General features: G+C 65.7%; 18 protein-coding genes. 10 read left to right on the top strand and 8 right to left on the bottom strand.

What is annotated here, in order from left to right:
* The first annotated feature begins 10 nt into the window (after nt 1-10).
* Both QFX32_06725 and QFX32_06720 read left to right on the top strand, forming a co-directional pair.
* Nucleotides 11-1,189 (top strand): tubulin/FtsZ family protein, encoded by a 1,179-nt coding sequence (locus QFX32_06725; protein ID MDI9633734.1) that lies wholly within the window; start codon nt 11-13, stop codon nt 1,187-1,189.
* Between the two features lie 4 nt (nt 1,190-1,193).
* Nucleotides 1,194-2,327, top strand: coding sequence for a hypothetical protein (locus QFX32_06720; GenBank protein MDI9633733.1), 1,134 nt, complete (start codon nt 1,194-1,196; stop codon nt 2,325-2,327).
* A gap of 51 nt (nt 2,328-2,378) precedes the next feature.
* Here QFX32_06720 and QFX32_06715 read toward each other — a convergent pair whose 3' ends face one another.
* From QFX32_06715 to tuf, 3 genes are read right to left on the bottom strand one after another with little or no spacing between them, the layout of a single operon-like run.
* Nucleotides 2,379-3,980, bottom strand: coding sequence for a TIGR03663 family protein (locus QFX32_06715; protein ID MDI9633732.1), 1,602 nt, complete (start codon nt 3,978-3,980; stop codon nt 2,379-2,381).
* A gap of 9 nt (nt 3,981-3,989) precedes the next feature.
* A complete protein-coding gene (gene rpsJ, locus QFX32_06710; protein ID MDI9633731.1) occupies nt 3,990-4,298 on the bottom strand; it encodes a 30S ribosomal protein S10 in 309 nt (102 codons plus the stop codon).
* A 40-nt stretch (nt 4,299-4,338) separates the two neighbouring features.
* Nucleotides 4,339-5,616, bottom strand: a complete 1,278-nt coding sequence (gene tuf, locus QFX32_06705; GenBank protein MDI9633730.1) for a translation elongation factor EF-1 subunit alpha — start codon at nt 5,614-5,616, stop codon at nt 4,339-4,341.
* 177 nt (nt 5,617-5,793) lie between these two features.
* Between tuf and QFX32_06700 the strand changes: the two genes are divergently transcribed.
* Nucleotides 5,794-6,096 carry a hypothetical protein gene (locus QFX32_06700; GenBank protein ID MDI9633729.1) on the top strand — a complete coding sequence of 101 codons (303 nt, stop codon included), beginning with the start codon at nt 5,794-5,796 and terminating at the stop codon, nt 6,094-6,096.
* Between the two features lie 4 nt (nt 6,097-6,100).
* Here the strand turns inward: QFX32_06700 and QFX32_06695 are convergent, their stop codons facing one another.
* From QFX32_06695 to QFX32_06685, 3 genes are read right to left on the bottom strand one after another with little or no spacing between them, the layout of a single operon-like run.
* A complete protein-coding gene (locus QFX32_06695) occupies nt 6,101-6,982 on the bottom strand; it encodes a 4Fe-4S binding protein (protein MDI9633728.1) in 882 nt (293 codons plus the stop codon).
* A gap of 44 nt (nt 6,983-7,026) precedes the next feature.
* Nucleotides 7,027-7,746, bottom strand: coding sequence for an adenosylcobinamide-GDP ribazoletransferase (gene cobS, locus QFX32_06690; protein ID MDI9633727.1), 720 nt, complete (start codon nt 7,744-7,746; stop codon nt 7,027-7,029).
* Nucleotides 7,737-8,174, bottom strand: coding sequence for a phosphatidylglycerophosphatase A (locus QFX32_06685; GenBank protein MDI9633726.1), 438 nt, complete (start codon nt 8,172-8,174; stop codon nt 7,737-7,739). The genes cobS and QFX32_06685 overlap by 10 nt, the downstream gene beginning before the upstream one ends.
* A gap of 218 nt (nt 8,175-8,392) precedes the next feature.
* Between QFX32_06685 and QFX32_06680 the strand changes: the two genes are divergently transcribed.
* The 7 genes from QFX32_06680 (at nt 8,393) to QFX32_06650 (ending at nt 14,787) form a co-directional block, all read left to right on the top strand.
* Nucleotides 8,393-9,403, top strand: a complete 1,011-nt coding sequence (locus QFX32_06680) for a TIGR00303 family protein (GenBank protein ID MDI9633725.1) — start codon at nt 8,393-8,395, stop codon at nt 9,401-9,403.
* A gap of 53 nt (nt 9,404-9,456) precedes the next feature.
* Nucleotides 9,457-10,020 (top strand): GMP synthase subunit A, encoded by a 564-nt coding sequence (locus QFX32_06675; GenBank protein ID MDI9633724.1) that lies wholly within the window; start codon nt 9,457-9,459, stop codon nt 10,018-10,020.
* Nucleotides 10,017-10,568: a YkgJ family cysteine cluster protein gene (locus QFX32_06670; protein ID MDI9633723.1), complete on the top strand. Its 552-nt coding sequence runs from the start codon at nt 10,017-10,019 to the stop codon at nt 10,566-10,568. The genes QFX32_06675 and QFX32_06670 overlap by 4 nt, the downstream gene beginning before the upstream one ends.
* The gene (locus QFX32_06665) at nt 10,565-11,770 is read left to right on the top strand and encodes a TraB/GumN family protein (protein MDI9633722.1); all 1,206 of its coding nucleotides are present in this window, start codon (nt 10,565-10,567) and stop codon (nt 11,768-11,770) included. Before QFX32_06670 ends, QFX32_06665 begins: the two co-directional genes overlap by 4 nt.
* A 79-nt stretch (nt 11,771-11,849) precedes the next feature.
* Entirely contained in the window at nt 11,850-12,848 is a 999-nt protein-coding gene (locus tag QFX32_06660) for a DUF3821 domain-containing protein (GenBank protein ID MDI9633721.1), read from the top strand.
* A 58-nt stretch (nt 12,849-12,906) separates the two neighbouring features.
* A complete protein-coding gene (locus QFX32_06655) occupies nt 12,907-13,413 on the top strand; it encodes a nitroreductase family protein (GenBank protein MDI9633720.1) in 507 nt (168 codons plus the stop codon).
* Between the two features lie 99 nt (nt 13,414-13,512).
* Nucleotides 13,513-14,787, top strand: coding sequence for an orotidine 5'-phosphate decarboxylase (locus tag QFX32_06650; protein MDI9633719.1), 1,275 nt, complete (start codon nt 13,513-13,515; stop codon nt 14,785-14,787).
* A gap of 12 nt (nt 14,788-14,799) precedes the next feature.
* Here QFX32_06650 and QFX32_06645 read toward each other — a convergent pair whose 3' ends face one another.
* The gene (locus QFX32_06645; protein ID MDI9633718.1) at nt 14,800-15,234 is read right to left on the bottom strand and encodes an ACT domain-containing protein; all 435 of its coding nucleotides are present in this window, start codon (nt 15,232-15,234) and stop codon (nt 14,800-14,802) included.
* A 2-nt stretch (nt 15,235-15,236) separates the two neighbouring features.
* Nucleotides 15,237-16,508, bottom strand: coding sequence for a phenylacetate--CoA ligase (locus tag QFX32_06640; GenBank protein MDI9633717.1), 1,272 nt, complete (start codon nt 16,506-16,508; stop codon nt 15,237-15,239).
* Nucleotides 16,509-16,528: the final 20 nt, after the last annotated feature.

The raw sequence follows: 16,528 nt of genomic DNA, 5'->3' as shown, positions 1-16,528 counted from the left end.
TAGCGTTTTCATGAAAATGTTTTTCATCGGGTTCGGCCAGGCGGGCGGGAAGATCGTGGACATGTTCCTCGAGCAGGACAGGAAGCTCGGGAGGAACAGTTTCAGGGGAGTCGCGGTGAATACGGCGCGGACGGACCTCATGGGCCTCCGCCACATCGACATGAAGGACCGGATCCTCATCGGCCAGACCGTCGTGAAGGGCCACGGGGTCGGAACCGACAACGCGGCGGGTGCCCGCATCACGATGGACGAGATCGACAGTATCGTGAGCGGCATCGACAGGAGGGGAACGCACGACGTCGATGCGTTCATGATCGTCGCGGGCCTCGGGGGCGGGACGGGATCGGGGGGGACGCCGGTCCTCGCCCGCGCGTTGAAGAAGATCTACAGGGAGCCCGTGTATGTCCTCGGGATACTGCCCGCCCCGGAGGAGGGGAGACTGTACTCCTACAATGCCGCCCGGAGCCTCACGACCCTCGTCAAGGAAGCGGACAACACGTTCATCTTCGACAACAGCGCGTGGAAGAACGAGGGGGAGAGCATAAAATCCGCTTTTTCCCGCTTGAACGACGAGATCGTCCGGCGGTTCGGCGTCCTCTTCCGGGCTGGGGAGGTGGGTTCCGCGGGCGTCGGCGAGATGGTCGTGGACTCTAGCGAGATCATCAATACCCTGCGGGGCGGGGGGATCACGTCGGTGGGGTACGCGATCGCCGAGGTGGTGACAAGGAAACAGAGGCCGTCCGTGAGCACCCTCCTCGAGGGCATCAAGGGCACCCTGAGGAAGAGGGACGCGACAGAGGAGGTCCTCCTCGGGGAGGACCGGACCGCGAAGATCATCTCGCTTGTACGGCGGGCAATGCTCGGGAGGCTCACCCTCCCGTGCGACTACAGCACCGCCGAGAGGGCGCTCGTCCTCGTCGCCGGCCCGCCGGACGAGCTTGACCGGAAAGGCATCGAGAAGGCGAAGAGCTGGGTCGAGGAGAACATCGCGGGCGTGGAAGTCCGCGGCGGCGACTACCCGGTGAACAGCAACTACGTGGCCGCGGTCGTCGTCCTCGCCACGATCGGCAACGCGCCGCGGATCAGGGAGCTGATGGAGATCGCCAAGATCACGAAGGAAGACGTGGCGAAGTCACAGGAGAAAAAACCCATTACATTTGACGAAGAGATAGAACCGTTATTCGAGTGATACCATGCGATTGAAACGGGCAATACCTGCAATACTCTTCCTGTGCATCCTCGTCCCCGGCATGGCCGCCATGTCCGTGGGAAATATCGTCATTTCGCCTTCGGGCAGTCTCGTGTCGGGCCAGACACAGGTGAGGGCGACCTTCATCATCGATTTCCCGCCGAGCGGGGGCAAGACCTTCGACGATTCGAACACCCTCCAGCTTGTGAGCGAGATGGAGAAACCCGTGTGGACCTATGCCCTCGTCATCGACGGGGTAGAGAATCCCTCGATGACGGAGGTCGGGCAGCCCGTCACCATCAGCGGCTGGCTCCTCTCCTACCCTGCCAAAAGGGAGGTCTCGATGAAGGTGACGATGGAAGCGACCGCACCCGTCGTCGAGGGAACCGGGGAGAAGATAGTCTTCGGCGTGAAGGAACTGGACAGCAAGGGGAAATCGATCGCCTCGTCAGAGGTGGTGAAAAAGGCCCTCGTCATCAACCCCGCGCAGATCTCCGCGTCGATCCAGCAGGCCCGGGAGAGACTGGCAGCCCTCAAGTCGAAGGTAGATTCTGCGAGGGCAGCCGGATTAGACACCTCGGCCGTCGAGGCGAAGTACAACGAGGCAGAGGACCACGTCAAGAACGCGGAGAAGACGAGCGACTATTCCCGTGCCCAGAACTCCCTGAACAGCGCGAACGCCGCGATCGCGGACGCGGAGGTGATCCTCTCCGAGATATCCGTGAAGAAGGAGATCGATGACGCGGATGCCCGGGTCGGCCAGGTGAACGAGATCATCACGGACCTCCGCGTCAACAAGAGCATGGGATCGGACGCCCGCCTCACCCCCATCATCCTCGCGCACGATAACGCCGCCGGCCTCGTCTCCGCAGCGAGGGACGCGCTTTCGGCGAAGGATTACGACCGCGCGAGGGCGAAGGCATCCGAGGCGAGGGCGAAGGCAGACGAGGCGCTCGCGGAGGCGCTTTCCCTCAAGGAGAAGGTCGAGTCAAACCCGCTCTACGGTGTCGGTTCGGCGCTCGCGGGAGCGCTCCTCGGGGGGATAGCCATCGTGGGGATAATCGCGGTGGTCGCCGTCGTCGCCGTCGTCGGGTACCTCCTCTTCCGGCGGCGGAGGAAGTGGGACGAACTCGGCTGAGACACCCCATTTTTCGGGAAAATTTTCCGGAAATTTTTTTGGATCCCCTTTTCAGTCCGGCAGCGGGATGCCCGCCCTCTCGTAGACCGACGGTTTCGCGAAGACGTCGATGTTGATGCTCCCGAGCTTCCCGTCCCTCTTCACGTAGTACTCGGGTATCCTGTTCTCGTTGTCGTAGATGGAGAACCAGTAGCAGAGCTTGTACGTCTCCTTGGTGTACCCGGAAAGGGAGGGGTAACTGGCCTGGTCGTGGGTGATCACCATGTCGGGATCCACTCCATAGACCGTTGCCTCGTCGACGAGCCTCCCGTAGAAATGCATCTTGTTCCATTTCTCGCCCCTGTAGTACCACGGGAGCGGCCAGTAGTTCTCCGAGGCGACGACGACGGAATCGGACGCGTCGATCAGCCTCATGACGGTGCGGAGGTCCTCGGAGTTCTGGACCTGCACGATGGGCTCGTTGACGTCACCGGGCGCAAAAGAGACGTGGAACGTCATGAGGACGAGGAACGCGCAGCCCGAGAGGGCGATGACGGCCTTCTTCTTCGTCATCAGGTACACGGAGACGAGTATCGCGGGGAGGAGCTGGTGGACGATCAGCCAGGGGACCTTCTCCCCGATGTAGGCGTAGGCCGCGAGCGTGGAGGCGAACCAGAGGATGCAGAAGAGGAAGAAGAGCTCCTGCCTGTTCCAGGGTTGGCCCGGTTCCCCGCTCCACCCCGTGCTGCCCCCCCGGAGGATACCGCGGGCGCGGCCGGCGATCCACGCGAAGGGGTTGTGCCGGTCGGTGAACTGGATGATCGAGAAGATGGCGAGTGCGAAGATGGGGACCTCGTAGAGGAGGAAGAGGAGGACGTAGAAGAACCACGGGCCGCATATCCGGCACTGCCCGTGCATCGCGGTCCAGTGGGCGTATGCCTTCTGGGCCCCTGTCCAGAGGACTTCGGGGTGGGCGCCGAGGGAAGAGTAGAAGAGCGATATCACGCCGAGGGCAACGAGGGCACCGATTGCACCGTCCCTCTTCCACGCCCGCGGGAACGGGACGTCGCGCCTCAGGGCAATGTAAATCCCAAAGACCGCGAGGACGAGGAGGAAGAGCGGCATGTCCTCCTTGAGGCACATCCCCGCCCCGGCCGCGAGCCCCGCGACGATGGCATAGGCGGTTTTCCCGCGCTCGAGGTACGCGAGCAACGCGACGAGGAGGAGGAGCGAGAAGAAGAGCTGGAAAATGTCGTGCCGGAGGAACCGCGAGAAGTAGACGAGGTCAGGGGAGACGGCGACGAAGAGGGCGGCAATGAGGGCCTGCCTCCCGTCGAGGTACCCCAGGCGGTACACCGCGTAGACGAGGGGGACGATGGCGGTCCCCGCGAGGGCGGGGAGGAGCCGCCCGGCAGCGTCGGACTGCCCGAGCAGGGAGAAGATCCACGCCGTGGCATAGTAGAGGAGCGGCCCGTGGTACATCGGGTCGTAGACGTAGGTCCCCTTCGTGAGGAGCTCGTAGGAGAACCACGCGTGGATCGCCTCGTCGTGGTGGAAGAGCTTGTAATCGAGGAAGAGGAACCGGAGGATGAGGGCAACGAGGAAGACCAAAAGAAACAGGGCATCGGGTGACGTGACCGGGTGGATCTTCCGGAAAATCCCGGTCGCGGCCAAACCGCTCCCTCAGCTCTCGAGGACGATCTCGATGCCGATGTCCTTGGGGACCTGGGTGCGCATCAGCTGCCGGAGGGCCCTCTCGTCCGCGTCGATGTCGATGAGCCTCTTGTGCACCCTCATCTGCCAGCGATCCCACGTCGCGGTGCCTTCCCCGTCGGGGCTCTTCCTGATGGGGATGACGAGGCGCTTCGTCGGCAGCGGGATCGGGCCGGCGAGGTTAACACCCGTCCGCTCCGCGATCTCGCGGATGCGGTCGCAGACCATCTCGATCTTCTTGTAGTCCGTCCCCGTCAGGCGAATCCTGGCCTTCTGCATGTTACCACACCAAAAAAGTGCGAAGAATGGGCCCTATTCCTCACCGCATCTGCTTTGGAACGATCCCGATGCACATGCCGGCAGCGATGGTGGAGCCCATGTCGCGGATGGCAAACCGCCCGAGCTGCGGGATCTCCTTCACGTTCTCGATGACCATTGGTTTCGTGGGCTTGATCTGGACGATCGCCGCGTCACCGGTCTTGATGAACGAGGGGTTCTCCTCCTTGGTCTGGCCGGTCCTCGGGTCGAGCTTCTTCTTGAGCTCGATGAACGTGCACGCCGTCTGTGCCGTGTGGCAGTGGAACACCGGGGTGTATCCCACCGTGATGGCACTCGGGTGCTGGAGGACGACGATCTGGGCGGTGAACTCGTCGGCTACTGTCGGAGGTGCATCGGCCGGCCCGGTCACGTCGCCGCGGCGGAGGTCGCCCTTCGCGATACCGCGCACGTTGAACCCGACGTTGTCACCCGGCAGGGCCTGCGGGATCTCCTCGTGGTGCATCTCGATGGACTTGACCTCTCCCTCCTTGTTGGCCGGCATGAAGCTGACCTTCATTCCCTTCTTCAGGATGCCGGTCTCGACGCGGCCCACGGGGACGGTCCCGATACCGCTGATGCTGTACACGTCCTGGATGGGGAGGCGCAGTGGCTTGTCCACCGGTTTCTCGGGCTCCTTCAGTGTGTCGAGGGCCTCAAGGAGCGTGGGACCCGTGTACCACGGCGTCTCCGGCGCCTTCTTGGCGATGTTCACGCCCGCGAGTGCGCTCGTCGGGATGAAGAGGATCTCTGCGGGCTTGTACCCGACCATCTGGAGCAGTGCAGAGAGGTCCTTCTTCACCTCCTCGTACCGCTTCTGGTCGTACTTGACCGCGTCCATCTTGTTGATGGCCACGATGAGCTGCGCGATCCCAAGCGTCCTCGCGAGGAACACGTGCTCCTTCGTCTGCTCCATGATCCCGTCCGGCGCGGCGACCACGAGGATCGCGGCGTCAGCCTGGGACGCGCCCGTGATCATGTTCTTGACGAAGTCCCTGTGGCCCGGGCAGTCCACGATCGTGAAGTAGTACTTCGGCGTGTCGAACCTCTTGTGCGCGATGTCAATGGTGATACCCCTCTCGCGTTCCTCCTTGAGGTTGTCCATGACCCATGCGAACTCGAAGGTGGCCTTGCCCTTGGCCTCGGCCTCCTTGCGGTACGCCTCGATGATGTGCGCGGGCACGGTCCCGGTCTCGAACATGAGCCTCCCGACCATCGTGGACTTCCCGTGGTCGATGTGTCCGATGACCGCCAGATTCAGGTGAGGCTTTTCTGCTGCCATGTCATTCCTCCGATAAAAATGAGCCTGTCAGAGTTCAGCCCATTTATTCGAGTATAAATTATTGGAAATGGATACGTATTAATCATTTCGATTGACGGGATTTCGTGGGATTTCCCGGGAAAAGGAAGGTATTATCGACAGAATCATAATGCGGGGGAGCAAATCCCCTCCGGGATAATGAAGACCCTGCAAATGCACAAGGATGGAACGGGGAACCGCGCCACTGTGGAGTGCGCCACGGGCGAAGTCTCTGTCTACCGCTACTGTGCCTTCTGCGAGCACTGCAAGGGCATCAGGGTGGGTTCCCGGTTCTATCCAACGCCACAGGAGAAGGTGCTGCGCGACCTGAAGAGGGGGACCGTGCCGGACGAGGCCCTCCTCTCCGCGCAGCTCCAGTTCAACCAGCTCGTCAGGGACGGCGACTCCATCGACTGCGGCGACGAGAAGGGGACGGGATTCGTCCCGCGCTACAGGATCTGACGCGTCACTCCCCCGTGGAGAGGGCGGATGGCGGAAGCGCGCGGAGGATCTCCTCGCGGAGCTGGTCGAACTGGATCTCCTCGAGCTGGTCGGAGAGCAGCCTCCCGCTCCACGCCCTCCTGTAGACCCACTGGACGACCTTCTCGACCACGTCCACGACCGCCTCGGGGGTTCGCACGACCACGAGTTCGCGCCCGATCTTGGGGTGCCTCCCCCTCCGTCCCCCGACGGCGACGAGGTAGTGCTCTCCCGATGACTTGAGGAGGTGGAAGGGGCAGGACCGCACGCACGTCCCGCACTGGACGCAGCGGGACGCGTCGAGCACGGAGATACCTTTCCTGATGGAGATCGCGCCCTCCTTGCAGTACTCGACGCAGGTCCCGCACCCCGTGCAGAGCCCGGGTGTCCTCACGGGTGCGATCCGGCCGACGATCCCTATCTCGTTGAGGAGGGGACTCGTGCACGCGTTGGGGCAGCCGGAGATCGCGATCCGCACCTTGACGGGCATCTCCCGCCCAAACAGCCTCGCGTCGATCGCCTTGGCGAGGCCCACCGTGTCGATGTTCCCGAACATGCAGCGGGAGATCCCGGGGCAGGCGGTCACGTTGACGATCTCGTCCCTCTCGGAACCGAGGGGTGTACCATTCTCCTCGAGGGCCCTCGCGATCTCCTCGAGGCGGGACGGGTCGATGCCGGGAATCTCGACCGTCTGCCGTGTGGTGAGGTGGAGGGCGCGGGCACCGAACTTCTCCGCGATATCCGCGAATCCTCTCAACATGTCGGGCGTGACGACACCCGCGGGGATGCGGGTGCGGACCGTGCAGTACTGGGGATCCCGTTCGGTGATGACACCCCCGCGCATGTGGATGGCGATCTCCCTGCGCATGGAGTGGTACTCTCCCGGCCCCGGGAAAAAAGGTGCGCGTCGCGTCACCACGCGAGGGCGAGGGCCGCGAGGACGGCGGCCCGCGTGAGCTCGTGCGACGCACCGACGACGTCGCCGTTCACGCCCCCAAAGAGCCTCCCGGCGACGAGCTGGAGGATGAGGGGGCAGCCGACCATCGCCGCGGCGACCGGGAGGAACGCGGGGAGCGGCACGGGGAGGAGGAGGAGCGGGAGGCAGAGGATGCCCGCGAGGACCGGGAAGTAGGGGCGCGATCGGGACTGGATCGCGGCGTGGAGGCCGTCCCGGAACGGTTTTCCCGTCGTGGAGAGGAGCGCCATCGAGAACTTCGCGCCCACTTCCGCGACGAGGAGAGCGCAGGGGGCGCAGGCCGCCGAGGCGAGGGACGAGAACGAGACGAGGGTGACGCTCATCCCGAGCGCGAGTGCACCGGCCCCCACGTTCCTGTCCGTGAGCGCCGCGATCCTCTTCTCGCGCCCGCCGTGTGCCATGAGCCCGTCCCCGAAGTCCATGAGGCCGTCGAGGTGGTTGCACCCCGAGACGAGGAAGACGGTGCCGATCCCCAGCGAGGCCGCGAGGAGGGGGGGCGAGACGAGGAGCGCGACCGCGGCCGCAATCCCCCCGGTGACGTACCCCGCGAGGGGGTACATCCACGAGCGGGCCGCAAAAGCGTCGAAATCCCTCGGCTTCCCGAGGGGGAGGATGGTCGTGAACTGGAGGAGCGCGACGGCGGAATTCAGCCACATTCGCTGTAGAACCTCGATGTGCAGCCGGCGATGAGGCCGGCGATGGCATCGTCGAGGAACGGCCCGAGCGACCGGATCACGCCGGGTTTCTTCTGGTCGTACCGCGTGAACTCAAACCGGGCGTACGTTCCCCCGATGCACTCGGCGATGGCCATGCCGATGATCTCGTCGGAGAGGAGGAACACGGGGTCGTCCCTTATCTGCGAGCCCTCCCTGTCCTTCCAGAACAGCTCTTCCTCGAGGAGGATGGCAGCGAGCAGCAGGGACGCGACGTTGGGATCCCCCATGTACCGCTCCAGCATCCGGCCTATCCTCGGCCGGGCCTCCTCCGCGGGCACGCCGTGCGGCACGTACAGCTCCATCGCGGCGTCGAGGATGTCCCTGAGGGACACGCCCTTCCCCTCCAGCCTCCCGGCGATTCCGAACATGGATCCTCCCCGTCCCGGGCAGCCGTCCGCGTCCGCTCACCGTCGGGTGGCGTGCCTTCCCCGGGACTTTCCAAGGAGATCTGTTTCGACACCCCCCGTAATGAGGGTTGTGCAGGGCCTTTCCCCGCCCCCTTTTCCCCCTCCCATTCCCCGCCACGGCATGCCGGTATATTGAAGGAATGGCGCAGGAAACAGAAGGAGAGGGAAGGATAGCGCCCATGCCGTTCGTCACAGACACGTTCTCGCTCGCGCCAAAAAGGCCGCTCTTTGCGAGTATCCTTGCCAACACGGTCCTCTCCACCGTCCCGGGGATATCGGGCGCGGGCCCGAGCCCCGAGAAGACCCTCCTCACCCCGGTCCTCGACGCGGAACTCGTCCTCCGCGGGAAGATCACGAGCATGCCGGCCCGGCCCGACACGCCGACCGGCTGCCCCACCCCGGCATCCATCACGCGGGCGATGGTGGAGCTTTGCGGGATCATCCCCCTCTTCGTCAACGCGGGGCTCGTCCACCGGCCGACCGTGCCCTGCCTCGACGTCTACGGGGAGCCGGGGAGGGACCCGCGCGCCGGGGACGCCGTCCCGCTCGCGCGGGAACTCTTCGAGAAAGGGTGTGCCATAGGCAATTTCCTCTCGCAAGCGTTCGACCTCCTCGTCCTCGGCGAGTGCGTGCCCGGCGGGACGACGACCGCGCTCTGCGTGCTGCGTGCCCTCGGGTACCCGGCGAAGGTCAGCTCGAGCTACGTGGAGAACCCGGTCGGGATGAAGGAGGCGGTGTGGGCCGAGGTCTCCCGGAGGATCGGCCGGCCCCTCCCCCTCCCGCCCCTCGAGGCCGCGCGGTGCTGCGGGGACCCGATGATCCCCCTCACTGCAGGCATCGGGAAGGGTTTCCGGGGCACGCTCGTCCTCGCGGGCGGGACCCAGATGCTCGCGGTCGCCGCGCTCATGCATGCCCTCTCCCTCCCCCGCCCGGTCATCGCGACGACCGTCTACGTGAGAGACGATGCGTCCGCCAATTTCAGCGAGATCGCCGCGCGCATCGGTGTGCCGGTCGCTTACGTCGACCCGGCGTTCGGCGACCTCGGGCACGCGGGCCTCGCGCGGTACTGCATCGGCGAGGTGAAGGAGGGGATGGGCGCGGGGGGCGCGATGTTCCTCGCGGCGATCATGGGCCACTCTCCCGGGGAGATCAGGGACAAGATCCTCGGCACCCTCTCTTCCTACGCGTGAGGGAGGGGAGAGAGGCATTTTCACCTCCGGGGGGCCACATTCAAGGAGGAAGGATGCTCCCCATATTCGTGGTCAACAATCACGGGCAGTTCAACCACCTCATCCTCCGGATGTTCCGCGACCTCGGGATCGGCGCGCGGATGGTCCCCAACACGACGCCCCCCGAGGAGGTCGCGGGTGCCTGCCGCGGGATCGTGCTCGGCGGCGGCCCGGACATCGCCCGGTGCGGGAACTCCCCCCTCTTCCTCCACCTCGGCATCCCGGTCCTCGGGATATGCCTCGGCCTCCACGTCATCGCGAGGGAGTTCGGCGGCGCGGTCGCTCCCGGGAAGGCCGGCGGTTACGGGCCCGTGGAGGTCGAAATCGTGCAGGAATCGGAGATCCTCGAGGGATACCCCGAGAGGATGATGGTCTGGGCATCCCACGCAGACGAGGTCACCGCGATGCCCCGCGGTTTCTCGCTCCTCGCGCGGTCCGCGGTGTGCGCCCACGAGGCCATCGCGGATCCCGAAAAGAAGATCTACGGCCTCCAGTGGCACCCGGAGGTCAGCCATACCCGGGACGGGTGGAGAGTCTACCGGAATTTCGACGCGATATGCAGGGAACACGGGACATGAGCGGCGAGAACGGCCTGCCTGACGCACGGGCCCTCGCCTCGCTCATCGAGGGAATGGGTTTCGAGTGCACCCGCTGTGGGGACTGCTGCAGGGCAGGCGAGGGGGATGGAAACCTCGTGATGGTATCCCCGGAGGAGATCTCCGCCATCGCCGCGTATTCCGGGATGGATCCCGGCGAGGTCTCGGAACCGTACCCGGAGGAAATCCCGCTCCCGGGGGGCCGCACGGTCACGTTCGGCCGGGTCCTCCGGCGCCCCCGCGGTGACTGCCTGTTCTTCTCCGGCGGGGGGTGCACGGTGTACTCGGCTAGGCCCGCGATCTGCAGGACGTACCCCTTCGCGCTCGAGGGGGGGCGCCTCCGGGTGTACCCGTGCCGCGGGCTCGGGAGACCGATCGGGAGGGGAGAAGCCCTCCGGATCGCGCGCGCCCTGCTCTCGAGGGCGGCCGCGGAAGAGGAGGAGTTCTCGAGGGTCCGCGAGGCGTTCTCCCGGCTCCCCGGGGACCCGGGGAGGTACGTCGTCGATTCCGCGGGGGTGTACCCGCTGTGACGGGGGAACTGCGGATCGTGGGGACTGCCCACGTCTCCGCGAAAAGCGTGGAGGAAGTCCGCTCCGCGATACGGGAGTTTTCTCCGGACGTCGTCGCAGTCGAGCTTGACCCCGCCCGGTACGCGGTCTTGAAGAAGCAGGCGAGGGACCCGGCCGTGGACGAGATCCTCGAGGCGAGGAACTTCACGCAGGTCCTCGTCCAGTGGATCCTCGCGTACCTCCAGAGGCGCATCGGCCTCGACATGGGGGTCGAGCCCGGCGCGGAGATGAAGGCCGCGATCGAGGAGGCGGAGGCGCGGAACATCCCCGTCGCCCTGATCGACAGGGACATCGGGATCACGCTTCGGAGGTTCTGGAGATCCCTCTCGTTCCTCGAGAAGGCGAGGCTCCTCTACGCCCTCGCCGCCTCGATGGCGAGCCTCGACCCCGGGGATATCGACGTCGAGGAATTGAAGAGGGAGGACGTCCTCTCCGTCGCGATGGAGGAGTTCAGGCGCTTCTCCCCGAACGGTGCCCGTGCCCTCATCGACGAGAGGGACTCGTACCTCGCGCACAACCTCATCGCGCTCCGGGAGAGGCACCAAAGGGTGCTCGCGGTCATCGGCGCGGGCCACGTGGCCGGCGTGAAAAGGCTGATCGATTCCCCCGCCGGGATCATCCCCGTCAACGAGCTGACCGCCGACGTGAAACCGAGGCCTTGGGGGAAGATCCTCGGCGCCGGCGTGACCGCCCTCTTCGTCCTCCTCCTCCTCGCGATCGCGTTCTCGGGCGTGGGAACCGGCGTCCTCCTCTCCGCGCTCGTCTACTGGGTCCTGCTCCACGGCGTTCTCGCCGCCGCCTTCACCCTCGCTGCCCGCGGGCACCCCCTCTCCGCCCTCACGGGATTTGCGGTCTCGTGGTTCACGGCGTTGAACCCCCTCGTTGCCGCGGGCTGGTTCGCGGCGCTCGTCGAGGCGAGGGTGAGGAAACCCGCGCCGTCGGATTTCCGGAGGGTATTCGAGGCAGAGAGCATCTCGGAGATGATGCGGATACCCCTCTTCCGCGTCGTCCTCGTCGCAGCCCTCGCGAATATCGGGAGCACGCTCGGGACGGTCCTCTACTTCATCTTCATATTCCCGATGCTGGGCATAGACCCCGCGGTCCTCGTCACGCACGGATTCCAGAACATGTGGGGTGCGATCACGGGGCTCGTGCCGGGGTAAGTTCCGCCCGGCACCCTCCCGGGTCTATTCCCCGCGGGGCAGAAAGGTATTAGAAGAGACCCCGTGATCCTTCCACTGTATGAAGGGAGAGGACCTCTTTTCCATGGTCGCGGTTCTCGCCGCGCTCCTTTCCACCATCGCCGTCCACGCGGGTGCGGGGTGCGGGGAGATCCCCGCGGGGGAGTGGGTGTTCATCGGCGAGGAGGGACTCGACCTCTCGGCGGCAGGGGTGGAGGCAGGATCCGTCCTCGCGTACTACGGGCCGGGCGGGAGCACGTCGGGCGTGCCCTCGGCCCGCGTGACGGTCGCCGACCCCTCGTCGTTCTACGTCTCGCCCGCCACGTTCTCCGGGAAGACGGGCCCGTGGTTCCTTCTGCCGGACAACAGGCTCGTCTTCTACGTCGCGGAACCCACCCTCGAGGTGAGGGTCGTCGATGCCACGTCGGGATTCGTGGTGGGAAAGGACGCGTCGTGGGTCCCCAAGGGGGACGCGGTCGGGTTCCGGATCGACACGAACCTCTGGGTATTCTCGCGCCGGCCGGGCTGCCGCGGGGTCCCCCTCACCCTCGAGGTCTCCGGGCCCGGAGGCCTCTCCCTCTCGTCGCTCGGCGGCCTCTCCCTGAAAGACGTGGTCGTCGACTCGCCCACGTTCGAGACGGGACCGGTGTGGCAGACGGGCTCCCCGGAGTATCCCGTGGGCGAGTACAGGGTCACCGTCCGCTGCGAGGCGAACGGGATGCACGAGAACTACCCTTCGACCGGGAAGACCGAGAGCGGGACGGTCTCCTTCCTCCTCCAGAGGGTCAATCCCCTGATCGCGACACCGACAACGACCGCCACGGCGGGAGCAAGCCCCCCGGTGACCGTGCAGGTCCCTCCGGCGACCGTTCCCGGGACCCCTCTACCTCCCGGAACGACCCCGCCGGCCACCGGGGAGGCAGTTCCCGTTGCCCCGGCGGCAATGGTCCAGCCACAGGGATCTCCCACGCCCACGCGGGCCCAGGGGCTCCTCCCCGCGACCGCGGTGCTCGCGCTCGGCGCCGTCCTCGCGTTCCGCGCCGCGCGGAGGCAGGGGTGAGTGGACCGGGCGCGGCCGGGGGTCACTTTTTTTTCCTCCCGCACCGAATGGGAAATCCATGAACATTGGCACCACCATCATCAAGTCACGCCACAGCGTGCGGAAATACAAGCCCGAGCCCATCGCGGAGAACGTGATACGCGATGCACTCGAGTGTGCCCGCCAGGCACCGACGGCGATGAACCTCCAGCCGTGGCTCTTTGGTGTCGTCCGCGACAGGAGTCTCCTCGCGAGGATCGCGGAACTCACCGACCACGGGAAGTTCATCGCGGATGCACAGGTGTGCTTCGCCGTGTTCGGGGAGAAGGGTGCCAAGTACTACCTCGAGGACTGCTGCGCGGCAACCGAAAACCTCATCCTCGGGCTGTGGGCCTACGGTGTCGCAAGCTGCTGGGTTGCAGGCGACAAGAAGCCGTACGCGGAAGAGATCCGGAAGCTCCTCTCCGTTCCCGAGAAGTACACGCTCGTCTCGCTCGTTTCCGCCGGGTACCCCGCGGAGGTCACCGTGCAGAGGAAGAAGATCCTCGACGAGGTGACATTCTACGACACGTACTCGGAGGAGTAGGTGACCGGTTTTTCCGGAGGGTGGCAGGCGGTGAACCCACCCGGGAAGGACCGGAGTCCCGGCACCGGCGGGGAGGGGGGAAATCCCCGCGGCCGGACCATTCTCCAGGTTGCGCTCGACCTCACGGAGCTTGACCGCGCCCTCCAGATAGGCCGGGAGGCAATCGGGGGCGGGGTGGACTGGCTCGAGGCCGGGACCCCCCTCGTGAAGAGCGAGGGGATGGCGGCCGTCCGGGCGCTGCACGAGGCGTTCCCCGCGCACACCGTCGTCGCCGACCTGAAGATCGTGGACACCGGGGCGCTCGAGGTGGAGATGGCCGCAAAGGCAGGGGCTTCCGTCGTGTGCGTCCTCGCCGTGGCCGACGACGCCGTGATCGCCGAGGCGGTGAGGGCCGCAGACCTCTACGGCGTCAGGTTGATGGCCGACCTGATCAGCGTCCCCGACCCGGTGGCCCGCGCGAGGGAGCTTGAGGCGATGGGCGTCCACATCGTCAACGCCCACGTTGGGATCGACCAGCAGATGCGTGGAGAAAGCCCCCTCGGCGTCCTCTCCGCGATCCGCGACGCGGTCGGGATCCCGCTCGCCGCGGCTGGCGGCCTCAATGCACAGACCGCGCCGCTCGCGGTCGCCGCGGGCGCGGACATCGTGATCGTGGGGAGCGCCATCACGAAGTCTGCCGACGTGACGGCGTCGGCGAGGGAAGTCCGCGCCGCGATCGACAGCCCCGCCGTCCCGCGGCAGGAAAGGGAATCCCCCGAATCCGCGATCCGCAGGATCCTCTCCTCCGTCTCGACCCCCCACGTCTCTGACGCGATGCACCGGAAGGGGGCGATGATAGGGATCGTTCCCCTCTGCGGGGAGGCCCGGATGGTGGGCAGGGCCGTCACGGTGCAGGGATTCGCGGGGGACTGGGCAAAGCCCGTGGAGGCGATAGACATCGCGCAGCCGGGCGACGTGATCGTGGTGAACAACGACGGTGCCACGCACGTGGCGTGCTGGGGCGAGCTCGCGACGCTGAGCGCGATGGCGCGCGGCCTCTCGGGGGTCGTCGTCGACGGCGCGGTCAGGGACGCCGACGACATACGGCGCCTCGGTTTCCCAGTCTTTGCGAGGGCGGTGACGCCCAACGCGGGGGAACCCAAGGGATTCGGGGAGATCAACGCGGAGGTCAGGTGCGGCGGCCAGACAGTCCGGCCCGGCGACTGGATCGTGGGGGACGCAAACGGCGTGGTCGTCGTTCCCCGCGAGCGCGCGGCCGAGGTGGCGCGGAGGGCGCTCGAGGTGAAGAAGACGGAGGAGAGGATACGCGAGGAGATACGGCGGGGCAGCACGCTCTCCCGGGTATCCGACCTCGCCCGCTGGGAAAAGAAGTAGGGGTGGCCCTTTTCACCGGAAGACGGCGCTCTCGAGGAGCCGCGCGCCACCCTTCTGGAGTGCCTCAATCGCTGCCTCGACGTTGTCGACCCTGAGGATCAGGACCGCGCACTCCTTCCCGGTGTAGGCGTAGGCGTACTCGATGTTAATCCCGCCCTGGCCGAGGATCCTCGCGATCTCGTAGAGACCGCCGGGCTCGTCCCTCATCTGGACGGCGATGACATCGGTGAATGCCACGTTGAAACCGATCTTCGAGAGCTTCTCGTATGCCTTCTGCGGGTTGTCCACGAGTGCCCGCACCACCCCGAAACCGTCCGCCTCCGCGATCGAGAAGGCGAGGATGTTTATCCTCTCTTCCTGGAGTGCCTTGGCGATTGCCGCCAGCCTGCCGGGCTTGTTCTCGGAAAAGACCGATATCTGCTTGATGATGTACCTGTCGACTCCCATCTTCAGAACTTCCTCCTGTCGATGACCCTCTTTGCCTTACCCTCGAACCGGGGGAGGGAACCCGGCTCGACGAGTTCCACGGACACGCCCACGTTGAGGATGCTCTTCAACCTGTGCTCGACCTTCTTCTTGACCTGCATCAGGTCCGGGATCTTGTCAGAGAACGCCTCCGGCGAGAGCTCCACCTGGACGAGCATGTCGTCGAGCGCCCCCTTCCTGTCGACGATGATCTGGAAGTGCTTGCCGACCTCGGGGATGGTCATCAGGGCGTACTCTACCTGCGAGGGGAAGACGTTGATCCCGCGGATGATCAGCATGTCGTCCACCCTCCCGGTGATCCTCTGGACGCGGGGGTGCGTCCTCCCGCAGGGACAGATGCCCTCCTCGAGAGAGCTTATGTCCCCGATCCTGTACCTGACGAGGGGCATTGCCTCCTTCTGGAGCATGGTGAAGACGAGCTCGCCGCGTTCCCCGGGCGGGAGCGGTTCCTGCGTCTTGGGGTCGAGGACCTCGACGTACGCGAGGTCTCCCCAGACGTGGAAGCCCTTCTGCTCCGTGCACTCGCAGAACAGCGGGCCGTAGAGCTCGCTCGTCCCGTAGATGTCGTATGCCTTGATCCCGAGCCACTCCTGGATGCGCCGGCGCATGTTCTCGGACCACGGTTCGGCGCCGAGGATCCCCACCCTCAGCTTTGTGTCGTGGGGGATGCTCACCCCCATCTTCTCCGCGACCTCCCCGATGTGGAGGAGGTAGGACGGCGTGCAGGCGATCGCCGTCGCGCCGAGGTCCTGCATCAGCTCGATCTGCCGTTCCGTGTTCCCCACGCTCGTCGGGAGCACCGTCGCGCCGATCCGCTCGGCCCCGTAGTGGAGCCCGAGCCCGCCCGTGAAGAGGCCGTACCCGTAGCTCACCTGGATCACGTCACCCCGACCGAGCCCGCAGGAGACGAGGGCGCGGGCGAGCGAGATCGTCCAGTTCTCAAGGTCCCTCTCCGTGTACCCGACGACCGTGGGCTTTCCCGTCGTGCCGGACGAGACGTGGTACCTGACGAGGTCTTCCTGGGGCACGACGAAGAGCTTGTCGGGGTAATTGTCGCGGAGATCCTTCTTGTACATGAAGGGGAGTTTCCGTATGTCCTCGAGGGCCCTTATGTCGTCGGGGTGGACCCGCGCCTCCTCCATGCGGCGGTGGTAGAATGGGGAGAAACTGTAGAGCCTGTACACGAGTGTCTTCAAGAGCCGGTACTGGAGTTTCCTCAAGTCCTCCTGCGGCATGTACTCAATCCGGGGGTCCC

This window comes from Methanolinea sp. (assembly GCA_030055515.1).
In the GTDB taxonomy this organism is placed as follows: Archaea; Halobacteriota; Methanomicrobia; order Methanomicrobiales; family Methanospirillaceae; genus Methanolinea_A.
The sequence above is the reverse complement of the archived record's forward strand: the minus strand, read 5'-3'. Positions and strand labels throughout refer to the sequence as shown.

Bases quoted from the DNA above. Each gene is read 5' to 3' on its own strand.
- QFX32_06725 (MDI9633734.1), top strand. From the start codon at position 11: ATGAAAATGTTTTTCATCGGGTTCGGCCAGGCGGGCGGGAAGATCGTG.
- QFX32_06720 (MDI9633733.1), top strand. From the start codon at position 1,194: ATGCGATTGAAACGGGCAATACCTGCAATACTCTTCCTGTGCATCCTC.
- rpsJ (MDI9633731.1), bottom strand. From the start codon at position 4,298: ATGCAGAAGGCCAGGATTCGCCTGACGGGGACGGACTACAAGAAGATC.
- tuf (MDI9633730.1), bottom strand. From the start codon at position 5,616: ATGGCAGCAGAAAAGCCTCACCTGAATCTGGCGGTCATCGGACACATC.
- QFX32_06700 (MDI9633729.1), top strand. From the start codon at position 5,794: ATGAAGACCCTGCAAATGCACAAGGATGGAACGGGGAACCGCGCCACT.
- QFX32_06695 (MDI9633728.1), bottom strand. From the start codon at position 6,982: ATGCGCAGGGAGATCGCCATCCACATGCGCGGGGGTGTCATCACCGAA.
- cobS (MDI9633727.1), bottom strand. From the start codon at position 7,746: ATGTGGCTGAATTCCGCCGTCGCGCTCCTCCAGTTCACGACCATCCTC.
- QFX32_06685 (MDI9633726.1), bottom strand. From the start codon at position 8,174: ATGTTCGGAATCGCCGGGAGGCTGGAGGGGAAGGGCGTGTCCCTCAGG.
- QFX32_06680 (MDI9633725.1), top strand. From the start codon at position 8,393: ATGCCGTTCGTCACAGACACGTTCTCGCTCGCGCCAAAAAGGCCGCTC.
- QFX32_06675 (MDI9633724.1), top strand. From the start codon at position 9,457: ATGCTCCCCATATTCGTGGTCAACAATCACGGGCAGTTCAACCACCTC.
- QFX32_06670 (MDI9633723.1), top strand. From the start codon at position 10,017: ATGAGCGGCGAGAACGGCCTGCCTGACGCACGGGCCCTCGCCTCGCTC.
- QFX32_06660 (MDI9633721.1), top strand. From the start codon at position 11,850: ATGAAGGGAGAGGACCTCTTTTCCATGGTCGCGGTTCTCGCCGCGCTC.
- QFX32_06655 (MDI9633720.1), top strand. From the start codon at position 12,907: ATGAACATTGGCACCACCATCATCAAGTCACGCCACAGCGTGCGGAAA.
- QFX32_06645 (MDI9633718.1), bottom strand. From the start codon at position 15,234: ATGGGAGTCGACAGGTACATCATCAAGCAGATATCGGTCTTTTCCGAG.
- QFX32_06640 (MDI9633717.1), bottom strand. From the start codon at position 16,508: ATGCCGCAGGAGGACTTGAGGAAACTCCAGTACCGGCTCTTGAAGACA.